At 72.5% G+C, this 16,817-nt stretch carries 15 protein-coding genes; 5 read left to right on the top strand and 10 right to left on the bottom strand.

The window, feature by feature from the left end; translation table 11 throughout:
• Positions 1-14 precede the first annotated feature (14 nt).
• Positions 15-1,214 (bottom strand): galactokinase, encoded by a 1,200-nt coding sequence (gene galK / locus PV721_RS20580; RefSeq protein WP_319726511.1) that lies wholly within the window; start codon positions 1,212-1,214, stop codon positions 15-17.
• The gene (gene galT, locus PV721_RS20575) at positions 1,211-2,260 is read right to left on the bottom strand and encodes a galactose-1-phosphate uridylyltransferase (protein WP_319726509.1); all 1,050 of its coding nucleotides are present in this window, start codon (positions 2,258-2,260) and stop codon (positions 1,211-1,213) included. The genes galK and galT overlap by 4 nt, the downstream gene beginning before the upstream one ends.
• A gap of 98 nt (positions 2,261-2,358) precedes the next feature.
• Between galT and PV721_RS20570 the strand changes: the two genes are divergently transcribed.
• A complete protein-coding gene (locus PV721_RS20570) occupies positions 2,359-3,207 on the top strand; it encodes a DeoR/GlpR family DNA-binding transcription regulator (protein WP_319726508.1) in 849 nt (282 codons plus the stop codon).
• Positions 3,208-3,246: 39 nt separating this feature from the next.
• On the opposite strand, the gene PV721_RS20565 is transcribed toward PV721_RS20570, so the two are convergent.
• Entirely contained in the window at positions 3,247-3,834 is a 588-nt protein-coding gene (locus PV721_RS20565) for a 2'-5' RNA ligase family protein (protein ID WP_319726505.1), read from the bottom strand.
• Between the two features lie 95 nt (positions 3,835-3,929).
• A complete protein-coding gene (locus PV721_RS20560; RefSeq protein ID WP_319726503.1) occupies positions 3,930-4,742 on the bottom strand; it encodes a crotonase/enoyl-CoA hydratase family protein in 813 nt (270 codons plus the stop codon).
• Positions 4,743-4,985: 243 nt separating this feature from the next.
• Here PV721_RS20560 and PV721_RS20555 point away from each other — a divergent pair, with 243 nt between their 5' ends.
• Together PV721_RS20555 and PV721_RS20550 are read left to right on the top strand one after the other, a co-directional pair.
• The gene (locus PV721_RS20555; protein WP_319726501.1) at positions 4,986-5,699 is read left to right on the top strand and encodes a hypothetical protein; all 714 of its coding nucleotides are present in this window, start codon (positions 4,986-4,988) and stop codon (positions 5,697-5,699) included.
• 15 nt (positions 5,700-5,714) lie between these two features.
• Positions 5,715-6,512, top strand: a complete 798-nt coding sequence (locus PV721_RS20550; protein WP_319726499.1) for a VOC family protein — start codon at positions 5,715-5,717, stop codon at positions 6,510-6,512.
• A gap of 9 nt (positions 6,513-6,521) precedes the next feature.
• Here the strand turns inward: PV721_RS20550 and PV721_RS20545 are convergent, their stop codons facing one another.
• The 5 genes from PV721_RS20545 to PV721_RS20525 all read right to left on the bottom strand — a co-directional run bounded on the left by PV721_RS20545 (position 6,522) and on the right by PV721_RS20525 (position 12,316).
• Complete coding sequence (locus PV721_RS20545; protein ID WP_319726497.1) at positions 6,522-7,337, bottom strand: ABC transporter permease; 816 nt, start codon at positions 7,335-7,337, stop codon at positions 6,522-6,524.
• Positions 7,334-8,326 (bottom strand): ATP-binding cassette domain-containing protein, encoded by a 993-nt coding sequence (locus PV721_RS20540; protein ID WP_319726494.1) that lies wholly within the window; start codon positions 8,324-8,326, stop codon positions 7,334-7,336. Before PV721_RS20540 ends, PV721_RS20545 begins: the two co-directional genes overlap by 4 nt.
• Positions 8,327-8,471: 145 nt before the next feature.
• Entirely contained in the window at positions 8,472-8,855 is a 384-nt protein-coding gene (locus tag PV721_RS20535) for a gamma-glutamylcyclotransferase family protein (RefSeq protein ID WP_319726492.1), read from the bottom strand.
• Between the two features lie 70 nt (positions 8,856-8,925).
• Positions 8,926-10,170, bottom strand: coding sequence for an erythromycin esterase family protein (locus PV721_RS20530; RefSeq protein ID WP_319726489.1), 1,245 nt, complete (start codon positions 10,168-10,170; stop codon positions 8,926-8,928).
• A gap of 82 nt (positions 10,171-10,252) precedes the next feature.
• Complete coding sequence (locus tag PV721_RS20525) at positions 10,253-12,316, bottom strand: SpoIIE family protein phosphatase (protein ID WP_319726487.1); 2,064 nt, start codon at positions 12,314-12,316, stop codon at positions 10,253-10,255.
• 222 nt (positions 12,317-12,538) lie between these two features.
• Here PV721_RS20525 and PV721_RS20520 point away from each other — a divergent pair, with 222 nt between their 5' ends.
• Both PV721_RS20520 and PV721_RS20515 read left to right on the top strand, forming a co-directional pair.
• Positions 12,539-12,958, top strand: coding sequence for a VOC family protein (locus tag PV721_RS20520; RefSeq protein WP_319726485.1), 420 nt, complete (start codon positions 12,539-12,541; stop codon positions 12,956-12,958).
• Positions 12,959-13,158: 200 nt separating this feature from the next.
• On the top strand, positions 13,159-13,614 hold the full coding sequence (locus PV721_RS20515; protein ID WP_319726483.1) for a GNAT family N-acetyltransferase: 456 nt from the start codon (positions 13,159-13,161) through the stop codon (positions 13,612-13,614).
• Positions 13,615-13,705: 91 nt separating this feature from the next.
• Here PV721_RS20515 and helR read toward each other — a convergent pair whose 3' ends face one another.
• The gene (gene helR / locus PV721_RS20510; RefSeq protein WP_319726480.1) at positions 13,706-15,889 is read right to left on the bottom strand and encodes an RNA polymerase recycling motor ATPase HelR; all 2,184 of its coding nucleotides are present in this window, start codon (positions 15,887-15,889) and stop codon (positions 13,706-13,708) included.
• Positions 15,890-16,817: the final 928 nt, after the last annotated feature.

Here is a 16,817-nt window from a genome sequence, read left to right as displayed (position 1 = left end):
CCCCCGGCCCCGCGCTACCGCATCCCGGGGGCCGGCGTGAGGCGGCGCGCGCCGGCGGACGGGGTGACCTCCAGGAGGCGCGGGGGGCGGTGCCCGACAGCCCCGAAGGCGGCGGTGACCGACTGGCCCACCACCTCCTCCCGCCCGTCCTCCACCAGCGCGATGACGGATCCTCCGAAGCCGCCCCCGGTCATCCGGGCGCCGAGTGCCCCGGCGCCCAGCGCGACGCTCACGACGAGGTCGGTCTCGGGGCAGGAGACGCGGTAGTCGTCGCGGAGCGAGGCGTGGCCTTCGGTGAGGATCGGCCCGAGCGCTGCGGCGTTCCCCTCCCGCAAGCGGGAGACGGCCTCGGCGACGCGGGCGTTCTCGGTCACCACGTGCCGGACCAGCGGGGCGAGTTCCGCCGGCAGGGCGTCCAGCGCCTGCGGGAGTTCCCCGGCGGGCAGGTCGCGCAGGGCGGGCAGGCCGAGCAGCGCGGCCGCGCGTTCGCAGCCCGCGCGCAGGGCGGCGTACGCCCCGTCCCCGAGGTCGTGCGTGACGCGGGTGTCGATCACCAGCAGCCGCAGGCCCTGGCCCCGCAGGTCGAAGGGCACCTGCCGGTGGGCTTCCGGGGTGCGGGCGTCGAGGTGGAGGGCGGCCTCGGCGGTGCAGCAGACGGAGGCCATCTGGTCCATGATCCCGCAGGGGACTCCGGCGAACCCGTTCTCCGCGCGCTGGGCGATCCGGGCCAGTTCGGGCCCGGGCAGGCCGAGCCCGTACAGCTCGTCGTACGCCACCGCGACGGCGCACTCGAGCGCTGCCGAGGAGGAGAGGCCGGCGCCGCTGGGCACCGTGCTGTCGAAGTGGAGGTCCGCGCCCCCGACCGGGTGCCCCGCCTCGGCGAGCGCCCAGACCACGCCGGCCGGGTAGCCGGTCCAGCCCTTGGCGGCGCCGGGGGCGAGCCCGGCCACCGCCAGGTCGGTGATCCGGCCGTCGCCCTGCGCGCTGTGCAGCCGCAGCCGTCCGTCGGTGCGGGCCCGGGCGGCGAGGAGGGTGGTCTGCGGGAGGGCCATCGGGAGGGCGAAGCCGTCGTTGTAGTCGGTGTGTTCGCCGATCAGGTTGACCCGGCCCGGCGCCGCCCACACCCCGTCCGGGGAGCCGCCGAAGAGCCGCCCGAAGGTGTCCGCGACCTGCCCGGCCCGGCTGTCGTCGTCCCGCTGAACGGTCCCGTTCACGCCAGGGCCTCCCGCAGTCGCCGCGCGGCCGCCTCGGGGGCCACGTCGTTGATGAAGGCCTCCGTACCGGATTCCGTCCCGGCGAGGTACTTGAGCTTGTCGGGAGACCTGCGGACGGTGAACAGCTCCAGGTGCAGGGCAAGTTCCGCGCCGCCGGTGCGCGGCGCCTGGTGCCAGGCGGAGACGTACGGCGTGGGAGGCGGCGCCTCCGGCCGCCCCGGTACGGGGAACAGCCGGTCGAAGCGGCGCAGCAGGTCGAGGTAGAGGCCGGGGAACTCGGCCCGTTCGGCCTCGGTGAGGCAGGTCAGGTCGGGGACGCGGCGGTGCGGATAGAGGTGCACTTCGTACGGCCAGCGGGCGGCGTACGGCACGAAGGCGGTCCAGTGCTCCCCGGCGGTCACCACCCGCTCGGTGGCGGCGCGGGCGTCGGCCAGCAGGTCCTCGAAGAGGTTGCGTCCGGTGGCGGCGCGGTGGGCGGCAGCGGCGGCGGTCATCTTGGCGGTGCGCGGCGTGACGAACGGGAAGGCGTAGATCTGGCCGTGCGGGTGGGAGAGGGTCACCCCGATCTCGGCCCCGCGGTTCTCGAAGCAGTACACCTGCTCGACGCCCGGGAGGGCGGAGAGCTCCGCGGTGCGGTCGGTCCACGCGTCCAGGACCAGGCGGGCGGCGGCCGGGGTGAGGTCGGCGAAACCGGCCTCGTGCTGCGGGGTGAAGCAGACGACCTCGCAGCGCCCGGCTTCGCCCGCGAGGGAGGGGAAGCGGTTCTCGAAGACGGCCACTTCGTAGTCGGCCGCGGGGATCTCACCGAGCCGGCCGTCCCGGGAGGGACAGAGCGGGCACTCGCCGGCGGGCGGGTGGTAGGTCCGGCCCTGCCGGTGGGCGGCGATCGTGATCCAGTCCCCGGTCGCCTCGTCCCGGCGCAGTTCCGGGTGACTGCGCACGCGGTCGAGCGGTCGCAGGTCGGGCGCCTCGCGTACGGCGCTCTCGTCACTGTCGAAGTAGATCAGTTCGCGGCCGTCCGCGAGTTTCGCGAGGGTCTTCTTCACCCACCAAGACTAAACAGATTCCAAAACAAATCAACATCTATCTGCGTGCTATGTTGTTGCTTTCTGATCGGATGTCCCCGCTATCCGGGAGTGACCTCGTGGCCGAGCAGGCTGCACAGCTGGCCCATCAGCGCCGCGCCTTCATCCTCGACGCGGTCCGGCGCGACGGCACGGTACGGGTGGCGGACCTGGTCGGACAGCTCGGCGTCTCGGACATGACGATCCGCCGCGACCTGGACGCCCTGGCCCGGCGCGGCGCCGTGGAGAAGGTCTACGGCGGGGCCGTCGCCACCGCCGGGACCAGCGGCGCGCACGAGCCGGGATTCGACGCCAAGTCCCATCTGGAGTCGGCCGCCAAGGCCGCCATCGCGGACACGGCCGCGGCCCTGGTGGAACCGGGCAGCGTGGTCGCGCTCTCGGGCGGCACCACCGCGCACGCGGTCGCCGCCCGGCTGCTCGGCGTCCCGCGGCTCACGATCGTCACCAACTCCCTCCCGGTGGCCGATCTGGTGCGGGCGGCCGGCCACGACGGTACGGGCGCGGCCCCCACCCTGCTGCTCACCGGCGGCTCCCCCACCCCCTCGGCCGCGCTGGTCGGCCCGCTCGCCGACCTGGTGATCGGCGCCCTCCACGTGGACCTGCTCGTCCTCGGCGCCCACGGGGTGACGGAGGAGGCGGGACTGACCACCCCCAACCTCGCGGAGGCACAGACCAACCGGGCCCTGGTCGCCTCGGCACGGCGGATCGCCGTCGTGGCCGACCACAGCAAGTGGGGGGTGGTCGGGCTGAGCGGTTTCGCCGCACTGGACCGGGCCGACTGGTTCGTGACCGACGCGGGCATGCCCGCGCCGGCCCGCGCCGTCCTCACGGAGGCGGTGGGTGAGCTCCTCGTCGCGGGCGAGGAGGAGAGCGGGCAATACGGCGGAGATCACGGCGGGCAGCCCTGATCGCCGTACGGGAGCCGGTGGCGGACGCCGCCCGCCCCGTCATGCCCGCGGCGCATCACCGTCCCGCTGCTGGGACGCCGATCCGGGCCGCACGTGCCAGTGAACTTCGCCCGTGCCCAGGCGGATCGTGGCCCGCGGCCGCATCGGCTCCTCCCCCGCGCGGGCGAGCAGGACGATCTCGCCGACCTCCGCCGGCATGCTGCCCAGGCGGGCGGCGCACTCCGCGGCCAGCTGCCGAGGGTCGTGGGTGCGCCCCAGGGACAGGTGGGGCGTGAAGGACGGGAACCTGCCGCGACACAGGGGGAAGGGCTCCGCCAGGGCCCGCTGGAGCTCGGTCCAGGGAGCGGGGCCGGCAGCGGCGGGATCCAGCCACACGGTGGCGTAAGCGCGGTGCCGGAAGGTGTGCACTCCGCTGAGGCGGACGCAGAAGGGCCGGATCCTGGCGGCGGCGGCCAGCAGCGGGGCCGCCGCGGCGAAGTCGGCCTCCGGGACGAAGCCGAAGATCAGGTTCACGTGCGGGGGCCAGCGGCGGATCTGGGGGTCGTGCTCCGCCCGGATGCTCTGGATGGGAGGCCACAGTCCGGCCGGAGGAAGCCACACGACCGCGGTCCGGGGCGTGGGGGCCACCTCGAGGAATCCTGGGACACCGGCTCCGCCACCGGTGGTCGGGAACCCGTTCACATGGCCATGATGCCCCCCCACGCCCCGCGGGGCCGTGCCTCTCAGCCGGTGAAGGAGCCGTGACGGCCGGCGCCGCCCGCGAACCGGTCGGCGCCGGCCTGGGTCTCCCCCGCGGTGAGCGGCACGAGGCCGTGCCGGTATTCGGCCGCCAGCGCTTCCCGCTCGTCCAGACCGTGCTGTTCCCGTACGGAGAGCCGGTCGTGACGCAGGCACACCTGCGGGAACCCGGCGATCTCGTGGGCCAGTCGCTCCGCCGCCCGGCGCGCTTCACCGGGCGGCACGAGGCGGTTGACGAGGCCGATCCCGTACGCCTCGGCGGCGGACACGGGGCGGCCGGTGAGGATCAGGTCCATCGCGCGGCTCTCCCCGATCAGGCGCGGGAGCCGCACCGTACCGCCGTCGATCAGCGGCACGCCCCAGCGGCGGCAGAACACGCCGAAGCTCGCGTCCTCCTCGGCCACCCTCAGGTCGCACCACAGGGCCAGTTCGAGTCCGCCCGCCACCGCGTGGCCGCTGACCGCGGCGATCACCGGTTTGGTCAGGCGCAGCCGCGTGGGGCCCATCGGCCCGTCGCCCTCGGCCAGCACCCGGTTGCCGCGGTCGGTGCCGACGGCCTTGAGGTCCGCGCCCGCGCAGAACGTACCGCCCTCGCCCCACAGCACGGCGACGGACGCCCCCTCGTCCTCCTCGAACGCGCGGAAGGAATCGGCGAGCAGGGCCGCCGTCGGACCGTCGACCGCGTTGCGGGCCCCGGGGCGGCTGAGGATCACCGTGCGCACCGGGCCATCGCTTTCGGTCCGGACGGCGGACGGGCCGGCGGGCGTCGTCCCCGGTGTTTCGGAGGTCGTGGCCACAGCGGGACTCCCTGGGTCGAGTGGTGTGCGCGCACGCCCACTCTGCAGCAATCGCGCGGGCGGCACGAGAGGCCGACGACTGCCCGGACCGCGCCGCACCGCGCCGGAACGCGCCGGAACGCGCCGGAACGCGCCCGGACTGCGCCGGACCGCGCCCGGACTGCGTCCGCCGCCGCACGGACCTACGCTGCCAGAGGGAGGTGATGCCCGATGTCTGCACCCCGGGCAGCCACGACCCGATCTGTGGCCGTGGGAACCGTCTGTCTCTTCATGGTCGCGGGCCCGGGCACGGGCGCCGCCAGGGCCGATGACAACGGCATCGCCGACACGAGCGCACCGGCCATCGCGGCAGCCGCCCGTGAGGCGATGTCCGGGCTCACTTCCATGCGCATGGCGGCCAAGGTGACCGACGAGTCGGGCACCACCGCTCTGGACCTCCGGTTCGACGCGCGGGGCAACTGCGTCGGCACCGTCACCCCTCCCGGCGATTCCGGCACGGCCGACGTCGTCAAACGCGGCGACGACGTGTGGATGAAGCTCGACGACGACCTCCTGCGGGCCCAAGCGCCGGGTGGCACCGCCGAGGACGCGATCGCGCTGATCAACGGCCGCTATCTGCACGGCACCACGAGCAGCCCGCTCCTGAGCGATTTCGCCGAATTCTGCGATATCGACTTCTACAAGAAGGAGTTCACCTCGAAACCGGCGAAGGAACAGCTCGAAAAGGGCTCGCACACCACCGTCGACGGCCGTCCGGCCATCACCGTCAACAGCCGGCAGGACGAGAGGACGGGCACCTACCAGGTCTCCACCGAGGACGAGCCCTACCTCCTGCGGATTCAGGGCACCGACGAGTCCGGCGAGCGGGTGGAGGCCACGTTCTCCGCGTTCGACGAGCCCGTGCGGGCCAAGCCGCCCGCCCCCGCCGACTCGGTCGACCTGTCCGAGCTCCAGTAGCGAAAAGGACCGATCATGATCACCACCGACTTCGTTCCCGGCTCCCCCTGCTGGATCGACCTCGGCTCCCCCGACGTCCCCGCCGCCGCGGCCTTCTACGGCGCCGTCCTCGGGTGGGACTACGAGTCCATGGGTGAGGGCGAGGAGATGGAAGGCGGGATGTTCCGGAAGGACGGCAAGATCGTCGCGGGGCTCGGCAAGCTCACCGAGGAGGGGGCGCGCTCGGCCTGGATGATCTACTACAGCGTCGCCGACGCGGACGCCACGACCCGGGCCGTCGAGCGCGCGGGCGGCACGGTGCGGGTGCCGCCGAGGGACCTCGACGAGTGGGGGCGGATGGCGCAGTACGACGACCCGCTGGGGGGCCAGTTCGCCGTGTGGCAGCCGGGCAAGGACTCCGGGGTCCAGCTGGTGGACGAGCCGGGCTCGCTGTCCTGGACGGAGCTGTACACGAGCGATGCCGCAGCCGCCAAGGACTTCTACGGTGGCCTCTTCGGCTGGACGTTCAGCGACACGGCCCTCCCGGGCGGCGGGGGCGCGTACTCCCTCATCACCCCGGCCGGACTTCCCGAGGAGCGCATGCACGGCGGGCTCATGGAGCTGCCCGAGGAGCAGCTCTCCCGGACGGACGGACGGCCGTACTGGCACCCGGTCTTCGCCGTCACCGACTGCGACGCCGCTGTGGCCGGGGTCACCGAGAACGGCGGCAGCGTGCAGATGGGGCCGGAGGACGCCGAGGGCGTCGGCCGGCTCGCCGTCTGTCTCGACCCGTCGAACGCGGACTTCGTGGTGCTGGCCCCGGCACGGAGCTGAGCCCCGGCCTCAGGCCCTCGAACGGTACGCGCGCATGGCCAGGGGCATGAAGACCAGCGTGATGCCCGCCGCCCAGATCAGGGACCACATGATCGACCGGCCGGCCGGGGTGCCGAGCAGCAGGCCGCGGAAGGCGTCCGACAGGTAGGTGACGGGGTTGACGTTCACCCAGGCCTGGAGCCAACCGGGCATCGTGTCGACCTGCACGAACGCGCTGCTCGTGAAGGTGATCGGAAAGATCAGCGTGAAGGCGAAGACCTGCACCTTCTCCGCGTCGCCGGCCAGCATCCCGATCAGTACCGCCGTCCACGAGACGGCGGCGGCGAAGGTCAGCAGCAGCAGGAGCCCGACGAAGAGGCCGGCGGCGCCCCCGGTGACCTCGAAACCCAGCAGGGTGCCGAGGCCGATCATCAGGAGCATCGCCCAGAGCTGTTTGGCCAGGTCGGCCGTGATCCGCCCGAACAGCGGCGCCCCGCGGGCGATGGGCAGACTGCGGAGGCGGTCGAAGACGCCCTTGGTGAGGTCGGTGTTCAGCGCCATGGCGGTGTACATGCTCATGAAGAGCGTGTTCTGGACGATGATTCCGGCGAGCGCGTACTGGAGGTATTCCTGCGGGGAGCCGGCCATCTGGCCGCCGAAGACGTAGGTGAACAGGAACACGAACATGATCGGCGAAATGCTGTAGTCGACGAGCTCGAGCGGGTTGTGCTTGACGGAGACCAGGCTCCGCCAGGCCAGGGTCGCGGTCTGCCGCAGGGCCGCCAGGGGGCGCACCCGGCCGCTGCCGCCGAGGGCGTCGGTCAGGGGGGCGGAGGCGGTGGTCATGACAGGCTCCCCGCTGTCGCGTACTGCTCGTCGTCGCCCTCGCCCTCCTCGGGCTCCGGCTCGGCCCGGTGGCCGGTCAGGACCATGAACACCTCGTCGAGGGAGGAGCGCCGCAGGGTCAGCTCGGCCACCGCGATGCCCGCCTGGTCCAGCCGGCGCACCACGCTCGGCATGACCTCCGGGTCCTTGACGGGCACGGTGATCTCGTCGCCCTCGATCTTGGCCCGTGGCCCCGCTTCCTCGGTGAGCAGGGTGTGCGCCGTGGCGAGATCGGCGGCGTGGGCCGGCCGCAGCTGCAGTACTTGACCGCCGACCTGCGCCTTCAGCCCGTCGGGGGTGCCGTTGGCGATCACCCTGCCCTTGTCGATCACGACGATGCTGTCCGCCAGCCGGTCCGCCTCGTCCAGGTACTGCGTGGTCAGCAGGACCGTCACCCCCTCCGCGACGAGGGTGCGCAGCATGTCCCAGACCTCACCGCGGCTGTGCGGATCGAGTCCGGTGGTCGGCTCGTCCAGGAAGAGGATCTGCGGCCGCCCCACCAGGCTGGCCGCAAGGTCGAGGCGTCGGCGCATGCCGCCCGAGTACGTCTTGGCGGCCCGCCCCGCCGCGTCGCTCAGCTGGAAGCGGTCGAGCAGTTCGGCCGACCGGGCCCGGGCCGGGCCGCGCGGGAGGCCGAGCAGCCGCCCGATCATCAGCAGGTTCTCGGTGCCGGTCAGGTTCTCGTCCACGGCGGCGTACTGGCCGGTCAGCCCGATCATCGCGCGGACCGGGCCCGCCTGCCGCACGACGTCGTACCCACCGACTTCCGCCCGGCCGCCGTCCGGCTGCAGGAGGGTGGCGAAGATGCGGACGGCGGTCGTCTTGCCCGCTCCGTTGGGACCGAGCAGGCCGAGGACGGTACCGGCCGGCACCTGAAGGTCCACACCGGCCAGTGCACGGGTCTGCTTGAACCGCTTCGCCAGGCCTTCGGCCCGGATCGCGTACCTCATGGAAGATCACCTCGGACGCGGGGTACGTGCTGCTGCCACTTCCCTCAACTGTGACGCACACCACTGACACTGTCCGGCCGAGAGGCCCCAGCCCCTCACACTGCCGGTCAGTACCCGCACCCGTACCGGCTGTCACCGCCGGCCGTCACGCCGTAACGGGGGCGGCCCAGCCGGACGCGGCCGGCGCCGCCAGGTAGGCCCACGCCTTCGTGCCCGAGCGCAGGACGACCCGGGTCCTGGCGTAGTCGTCCACCTCGTAGGCGTCCGCCGATGCCAGCTCCTCGTCGGTGATCGAGAAGACGGTGCCCTCGACGGCCTCGCTCTCGTCGGACGAGGCGACCACCAGGGGATGACGGTCGGTTCCGCTGGCCGCGATCACCTCGGGGTCGGTGATCGCGATGTGGGTCATCCGGTGTCCGGGCAGTGCGTCGGGCGCCCCTTCGAGCAGCCTGCCGAACCGCGCGAGCTGGACCTCGCGGAACTGCAGAGTGCCGTAGGAGAACAACTGGTGACGGGCCGAGCCGGTCATGCGGGGAACCTCCAGGAGCAGCGGTACGAGGACGGGTGGTCGCGTGATGGTCCGTCGGCCACGGGTGAGATCACGCCAGGGGGCGTGAGCACGTCGACTTCGCCACGAAGGCGAGCCCGTCGTACTCCTCGGCGGGTACGAGCGGTGCGAGGTGGAAGCGGTAGGTGAACCGGGGGACGTTGGCGCCGAAACTGCGCTGGAGGCCGGGGCCGCTCAGCCACTGCTGCACGGCGGGTGCCGCCTGCGCCGCCCCGCCCCGCAGGTCGACCAGGTAGTCGCCCGGTACGGCGGCCGCGAGCCGGGATTCGACCGAGCGGCCTGCGCCGCCGATCCGGTGCCGGACCGCCGGGCCGGTGGTGTCGCCGCCCCGGCGGGCCCGGAACTGCCCCTTCCCGAAGAGCAGGCCCAGCGCGTAATAGGCCTCGCCGTGGCGGCGGCGCAGCAGGCTCCCGAGTGCGGGTACGTCCGGGCCGTACGTGCCCTTCGCGATGTGCCCGTTGTGCGCCCATACGGCGACCCGGCCGGCCGTGCCGTCCACCAGCGCGTGGACGGCCTCGGCCATGTGGCGGTCCCGGACGGCGTACAGGCTCTCCTCGCCGGGGCCCGCCTGCAGGGGCCGGGTGATCAGATCGGCGCAGCGGACGAGGATGCCCGCGTGCCGGATCGCGTCATCGGCCGCCTCGGGACTCGTGCGGGCGGCGAGGCCCGCGCGGTGCTCCTCCAGGAACCCGGCCAGCTCGCGGGCCTCCTCGTGGAGACGTCGCCCCGGGTCCGGCCGCGATCCGGGCCGGGAGGCGGCGAGCACGTCCAGGCTCTCCCGTACGGACTCGGCGGTCGCCGGCGCGGCCTCCTCCAGGAAAGCGCCGACCGCGGCGGCCGAGTCCGCACAGCGCTGCGGGTCGATGCCGACGAAGCGCACCTGCTCGGCCGCCGGGACGGTGCGGTTGTGTTCCCGCATCCACTCGACCATCGCGAGGACCTCCCGGGTCCGCCACGTCCAGAAGTCCAGCCGGGAGACCAGTCGTACGGCGTCGCCCGGGGCGCCCCGCACATAGGCGTCGACGGCCAGGGCCGCCGATTCGCTGGCCTCCATCGCCAGCGCCCTGAACCCCTTCTCGCGGACCAGGAATTCCAGCAGTCGGTGTTTGAGCTGGAAGAACTCCCGCGTGCCGTGCGTGGATTCGCCGAGGCCGACGACGCGAACGCCCTTCAGGACCTCGTGCAACGGCTGGAGGTCCTCGTACGGTTCGCCGGCGGAAAGAGTGCTGAGGGGCAGCGCGTTCGCGGCTAACCAGCGCGTGATCTCGTCGGACAAGAGCAGTCTCCTCGGCCATGGGTTGCGGCGGCTCCCGCCTCGACGGGGGCCGCTCCTGCCGTCACATGATCGTAGTCCGCGTTCACGGCCTGCGGTGGACCCGGGCGAGGACGAGGACGGTGTCATCGCTCGGCGGGGCGGACAGAAGGCTCGCGAGGATGTGATCCGCCAGCTCCTCCAACGAGCCCTGCCCCCGGCCCAGTTCGGAGCGGAGCACATCCAGGCCGGCCTCGATGTCCCGGCCGCGCGCTTCGATGAGGCCGTCGGTGTAGAGCACGAGGGTGGCGTTCTCGGGCAGTTCGACCTCCGTCGCCCGGAAGGGGCAGCCGCCGACGCCGAGCGGAACTCCCAGGACCTCGTCGACGGTCTCCACCGTCCCGTCCGGGCGGAGCACCAGGGGCGGGGGGTGCCCGGCGCTGGAGATGCGGGCGCGTCCGCTCTGCGGGTCGTAGACGATGTACAGGCACGTCGCGAGCTCGATGCCCGTCTCCTGGGCATACTCGTCGAGTTCGGTGAGCAGGTCGTCGGGCTCGCTGTCGTGCCGCGACAGGGCCTGGGCGGTGATGCGGAGACGGCCCATGGCGGCGGCCGCCGACACCCCGTGCCCCATCACGTCACCCACCACGAGCGCGATCCGGCCGTCGGGCAGGTTGATCACGTCGTACCAGTCGCCGCCGACCTCGGTGATCCGGCTGCCGGGGACGTACCGGTGGGCGACGTCCACGTACGGGCTCCTCGCCAGGGCGGTGGGCAGCAGCGCCCGCTGCAGGGTGAGGGCGATGTCCTGGACACGGGAGTACAGGCGGGCGTTGTCGAGGCAGATCGCGGCGCGCGAGGCGAGCTCACCGGCGAGGTTGACGTCGTCCTGGGTGAAGGCCGGCCGGCCGGCGGACCGGCCGAACATGGCGATGCCCTGCACGGTGCCCCGGGCGATGAGCGGGGCGACGAGAACGCCGGCCACGCCGCTCTCGGCGAAGAGGCGGGCGCGCGACTCGATGGTGACGGTCCGGGCCAGGAAGTCCTCGTCCACCACGGCGGAGACGGCGCGGCCGGTGCCCAGCATGTCGTGCATGACGGAGCCGGGTGGGTACCGGACCTTGTCCACCCCGCTGACGAGCTCGACCGCCGGGCCGGGGAGGATCGTCCCGGAGGCGATCCTGCGGGTGAACAGCGGTCGCGCCGGGTCGAAGTCCTCCGACTCGTCCATCCACTCCACGACCTCGACGACGGCGCCGTCGCAGAAGTCCGGCATCGACGCGTCGACCAGTTCCTGGGCCGTTTGGTTCACGTCGAGAGTGGTCCCGATGCGCGTGGAGGCCCCGTCCAGCAGGGCGAGCCGCCTGCGGCTGGCGGTGGCTTCGAGGATGGCCTGTTCCCGGTCCGTCACGTCCACCATCAGCCCGCCCACTCCGGGGCGCGAGCCGACCGCCTCGCTCAGCGGGAAGAAGCTCACCGACCGCACCTGGTCGCGGTCCGGATGTCCCTGCGGGCGCATGCCCACCAGCGCCCCCACCACCGGTTCTCCGCCCTGGGCGACGGCGCGGAGCATGCTCTCGTACTCGCCGCCGTCGGACATGATCATGATCTCGTCCATGCGGCGCCCCAGGTGCTCTTCGATGGGCAGGCCGTCCATGTCGGCGAGCACCTGGTTGAGGTGGATGTACCGGAGGTCCGGGTCGAGCATGACCAGGCCGATCGGGCAGGTCTCGAAGAGGGCGTCGAGGAAGGCGAGGTTGGTCTTGACCCGGTCGAGCTCGTCGCTGCGGCTCGCCAGGCCCATGACCACGGGACGACTGCCGGCTCCGGTGACGGGGAAGACCCGGAAGCCGCAGTCGAAGGCCGTGCCGTCACGGTGCCGCGCCTTCAGCTGACCCCGCCAGTACCCCAGGGTCCGGCCCTTCTCCGCCAGCCCGGCACCGGAGACGGATTCGCCCCGGACCTCGTCGGCGAAGAGGAGAGCGGCGGGCTTCGACAGGATGGCGGCGGATTCGTACCCGAAGAGCTCACCCGCGCCCGGCCCCCAATAGCAGACGCGGCCGCGGTCGTCGATGCCGAAGACGGCCACGCGCACGTGCTCCAGCAGCGTCCCCGGCTCGGACCAGAACGGGCCGTGAGCCTCCTTGCCCCCCGGCCGAGCCGATGGCACGAGACGACCCCTTCCGCCCGCCGATACCTCCACCCATTATGCGGACGCCACCGTGATTGCGCGGCGGCAGGCCGCAGAACCCGACCGGTACGACAATGGGATCCATTTGCACATAGGGCTCTCGGCAGAGCAGCCGCCGGGCCGGGGAGTCGGGCCGCGCCACCGGCCGGCATTCACCTAATCTGGCACAAAATTTCCGCATCATCGTGAAGGGGAAATCCCGTGCCTTCTCGCCTCAACCCGTACATCAGCTTCAACGGCAACGCCCGGCAGGCCATGGAGTTCTACAAGGGGGTCTTCGGCGGCACCCTGACGGTGAACACGTACGGCGACTTCGGCAGCGGGAAGGAGGCCGGGGGCTCCGACGACATGATCATGCACAGCATGCTCGAGACCGACAAGGGCTTCACGCTCATGGGCGCCGACAACCCGCCGGGGTCGGAGATCAAGCCCGGGAACAACATCACGGTGAGCGTGAGCGGCGACGAGGCCGACGAGCTGCGCGGTTACTGGGCCAAGCTCTCCGGCGACGGCACGGTCACGGTCCCGCTGGAGAAGCAGATGTGGGGCGACGTCTTCGGCATGTGCACGGACCGCTTCGGCATCACGTGGATGGTCAACATCGTCCAGCCCCACGGCTGACCCGATCCTGCCGGCCCAGACGGCCTAGCAGCCCGGGCCCTCCGGGCCACCCCGCCACGGTGGCGCTCCGGAGGTCCGCGTTGCTCCACCCCGGCACCTGCCGCAGCCGCCCGGCTCCCGCATGATCGATTCCCTGCACCGAAGGAGGAGCGGGTGCGCTCCTCCCCCACCGCAATCCTTCGATCACGGGAGCCCGCCCCATGTCGGACATCAGCGTGCGTGCCGTACGGGCCGAGGACTTCGCCCAGTGGCGCGCCCTCTACCGCGGCTACGCCGATTTCTACCAGGTGGAGCAGACCGAGGAAGCGGCCGCCACCGTGTGGTCCTGGGTGAACGACCCCGGCCACGAGGTCGGCGCACTGGTCGCCGAGGACTCCTCGGGCCGCCTCCTCGGCCTGGCCCACTACCGCCCGTTCGCCCGGCCGCTGTCCGCGACGGTCGGATGCTTCCTCGACGACCTGTTCGTGGCGCCCGAACACCGCGGATCGGGCGCCGCCGACCGGCTGCTCGGCGCCCTGCGCGAGCTCGCGGCCGAGCGCGGGTGGAGCGTGGTCCGCTGGATCACCGCGGACGACAACCACCGCGCGCGGTCGAAGTACGACCAGGTGGCCACCCGCACCATGTGGGTCACCTACGACATGGCGCCCGGCCGCTGACCCTGCCGAGGGGCCCTGCCGAGGGGCCCGGCCGGGGAGGCCCCCGGCTCAACGCCCCCGGCCAGGAGACCCCCGGCTCGGAGTCCCCGGGCTACGAGCTCGTGAGGATCACGAGCCGCTGGGTCGCGCGGGTCATCGCGACGTAGCGGCTGACGGCTCCTTCGACGCCCTCGCCGAACGTGTCCGGGTCGATCAGGACGACCAGATCGAATTCGAGCCCCTTCGTCAGTTCCGGCGCCAGCGTCCGGACGCGCGACGTGGTCCGGAACGAGCCGCTGCCGTTACCGCCGGCGACGTCCCCGGTGGCGATGACGCACGCGACCCCCTCGGCGTGCTCGGCGAGCCAGGTGTCGAGGACCGAGTCCAGCTCCGCGACGGATCCGTGCACGACGGGGATGCCGCTGCTGCGGATCGAGGTCGGCACGTTGGCGTCCGGGAGCACGGCGCGGATGGCCGGCTCGGCGTGCGCCATGACCTCTTCCGGGGTGCGGTAGTTGACGCTCAGGGAGGCCACGTCGATCCGGTCGAGCCCGACCCGTTCGAGCCGTTCCCGCCACGACTCCGTGAACCCCTGCCGGGCCTGGGCGCGGTCGCCGACGATGGTGAAGCTGCGGGACGGGCAGCGCAGCAGCAGCATCTGCCACTCCGCGTCGGTCAGTTCCTGGGCCTCGTCCACCACGATGTGCGCGAACGGGCCCGCGAGCAGGTCCGGTTCGGTGCGGGGCAGTGCGCTCTCGTCGACCAGGGTGTCCTGCAGGTCCGCTCCGTGCAGCATCCCCACCGCGCCTTCGCTCTCGTCGAGCACGACGTTCTGCAGCAGGCTGTCGATGGCATCGGACCGGCGCGCCCGTTCGGCGGCGACGGCCGCGTCGTGCCGGCGTTTGCGTACGGAGGCCTCCGCGTCGCCGAGCCGCTGCCGGGCCGCGTCCAGGAGCGGCAGGTCGGCCACCGTCCAGGCCTGGGCGTCCGCGCGCTGCAGCGCGCGCACCTCGTCGGGGCCGAGCCAGGGAGCGCACTTGCGCAGGTAGGCGGGCACCGACCACAGGTCCGCGACGAGGTCGGTCGCCTCGATCATCGGCCACGCCCGGTGGAGGGCCTTGAGCAGCTGCCGGTCCTGCAGCAGCGCCCTCCTCAGCAGGTGGGGCGGGGCGTCGCTGTCGTCCTTGTCCATCAGGATCGTGGCGAGCTCCTCCCTGATCTGGTCGTGCGCCTCGTTGTGCGGGGTACCGGATTCCACCGCGTCGAACGCCACCGCCCAGTCGTCGGCGCTCAGCCAGAGGTCGGACCAGGGGGTCTCGACCTCCATCCCCTCGGTCGGCGGCTCCTCGTAGATGCGGACGGCGGCTTCGACCGCCTTCACCAGGTCGGCGGACGCCTTCAGCCGGGCCACGCCCTCGTCGGTCTCCACTGCAGCTCCGGCTCCCTCGGTGACGAGGTCCCGCAGGGTGCACGTCTGTACACCCTCCTCGCCGAGGCTGGGCAGGACGTCTGCGACGTAGGCCAGGTAGGGCTCGTGCGGACCGACGAACAGCACGCCGCCCCGACGGTGGCCGAGGCGGGGGTCGGAGTAGACGAGGTGTGCGGCCCGGTGCAGGGCGACGACGGTCTTGCCGGTGCCGGGACCGCCGTCGACGACGAGGGCGCCGCGGGACCCCGCCCGGATGACGGCGTCCTGGTCGGCCTGGATGGTGGCGAGCACGTCGCGCATCCGTGCCGACCGGTTGGTGCCCAGGCTGGCGATGAAGGCGGACTGGTCGTCGAGCGCGGCGTGCCCTTCGAGCCCGTCGGCGGTGAACACCTCGTCCCAGTAGTCGCTGATCCGGCCGCGGTTCCAGCGGTACCTGCGACGGCTCGCCAGACCCATCGGGGTGGCGTGGGTCGCCGCGAAGAAGGGCTCGGCCGCGGGGGAACGCCAGTCGACCAGGAGGCGGCGCCCCGTGCTGTCGGTGAGGCCGAGGCGTCCGATGTACACGGGCTCGGCGTCGTCCGCGCTGACGACGTGCCCCAGACACAGGTCCAGGCCGAAGCGGCGCAGGGTGCGCAGACGGCTGGTCAGGCGGTGAATCTCCGCGTCCCGGTCCATCGCCTCGCGGCCGATGCCGCCGGGCGCCTTGCGCGCGGCCTCCAGGCGGTCGGACAGTTCGGCGATCGACTGCGCGAGGCTCTCCGAAATGGCCGCGAAGTGCTGCTCGTCGCGGTCGATCAGTGCCGCGTCGGCCTTGGCGGCAAGGCGCTCGGGAAGGTCGAACGCACTGGTGGTGGTAAGGGAGTTCACGGCATCAGCTCCGATCCGAGGTCGCGCGACGGATAACTCGACAACAGCACACACACGTGGTGGATCTCCCGTTTCTGCAGGTCGGAGCTCGGTCCGCGAAGTCTGCCTCACGGCCGGGGCCTTGCCGCAAGCCCCCCGGTGCGCTATAAGTTGAGAGTGGCAAGGAGCGGTTCTACCTCCTTGCCTTTTTCTTTGCCCTCGCGCCCTCGCGCCCTCGCGGCGCCCTCTTGCTCTCCTGCGATCTCACCGACGTCGCCACCTCCGCGCGCCGAGCCGGCATGCCCCCGCTCCACGGCCCAGGGGGTCGCGCACGTCCCGGAACGCCCTGCTGTCGAGTACCGCATCTGCTAGGCGAATTCACTGAATCCGCCTTACTCGCAGACTTATCTGACTGATACATTCCGCAGGCGCAATCCGCATGCCGTCAGCACGCGGCGGCCCACGACCTGGCCCGCCCGGCTCCTCAGCGGCCCCACCGCCGCCACCAGCGGCGCGACCGTGACCGTCGGCTGCTGCCAGAACGACGGCAAGGTGGACAGCGGAGGCGCCGCGATCAGCGGAGGCAGCGTCACGACCACGAACTTCACCGAGGGGCCGCTGCTCCCTCGCGGGCAACACCGGCGGTCTCCAGTCCTCGGCCAACACCGTCACCGGACCGGTGCAGATCGACGGCAACAGCGGCTCCGGCCTGCGGGCCGGGCAGGACGTCCCGGCGTTCCAGGACAACCGGGTCACCGGCCCGCTGCGCTGCGAGGGCAACGAGCCGGAGCTGGTGCACACGGGCACGGTCGGCACGGGCCCCCGAACGGCCAGTGCCGCCAGGCGCGGTAGCGACCCGCGGCGGGCGACAGCACGGCGAGGCACCCGGGACCGCCGTCCCGGGTGCCTCGCCCGCATCCCGCCCGCACGAGCCGCGGACACCGCCTAT

Source organism: Streptomyces sp. MB09-01, from assembly GCF_033794505.1.
Lineage (GTDB): Bacteria > Actinomycetota > Actinomycetes > Streptomycetales > Streptomycetaceae > Streptomyces.
The sequence above is the reverse complement of the archived record's forward strand: the minus strand, read 5'-3'. Positions and strand labels throughout refer to the sequence as shown.

What these genes read in the sequence shown, in the direction of transcription:
- PV721_RS20550 (WP_319726499.1), top strand. Translation starts at nt 5,715, where the DNA reads ATGATCACCACCGACTTCGTTCCCGGCTCCCCCTGCTGGATCGACCTC.
- PV721_RS20545 (WP_319726497.1), bottom strand. Translation starts at nt 7,337, where the DNA reads ATGACCACCGCCTCCGCCCCCCTGACCGACGCCCTCGGCGGCAGCGGC.
- PV721_RS20540 (WP_319726494.1), bottom strand. Translation starts at nt 8,326, where the DNA reads ATGAGGTACGCGATCCGGGCCGAAGGCCTGGCGAAGCGGTTCAAGCAG.
- PV721_RS20535 (WP_319726492.1), bottom strand. Translation starts at nt 8,855, where the DNA reads ATGACCGGCTCGGCCCGTCACCAGTTGTTCTCCTACGGCACTCTGCAG.
- PV721_RS20515 (WP_319726483.1), top strand. Translation starts at nt 13,159, where the DNA reads ATGTCGGACATCAGCGTGCGTGCCGTACGGGCCGAGGACTTCGCCCAG.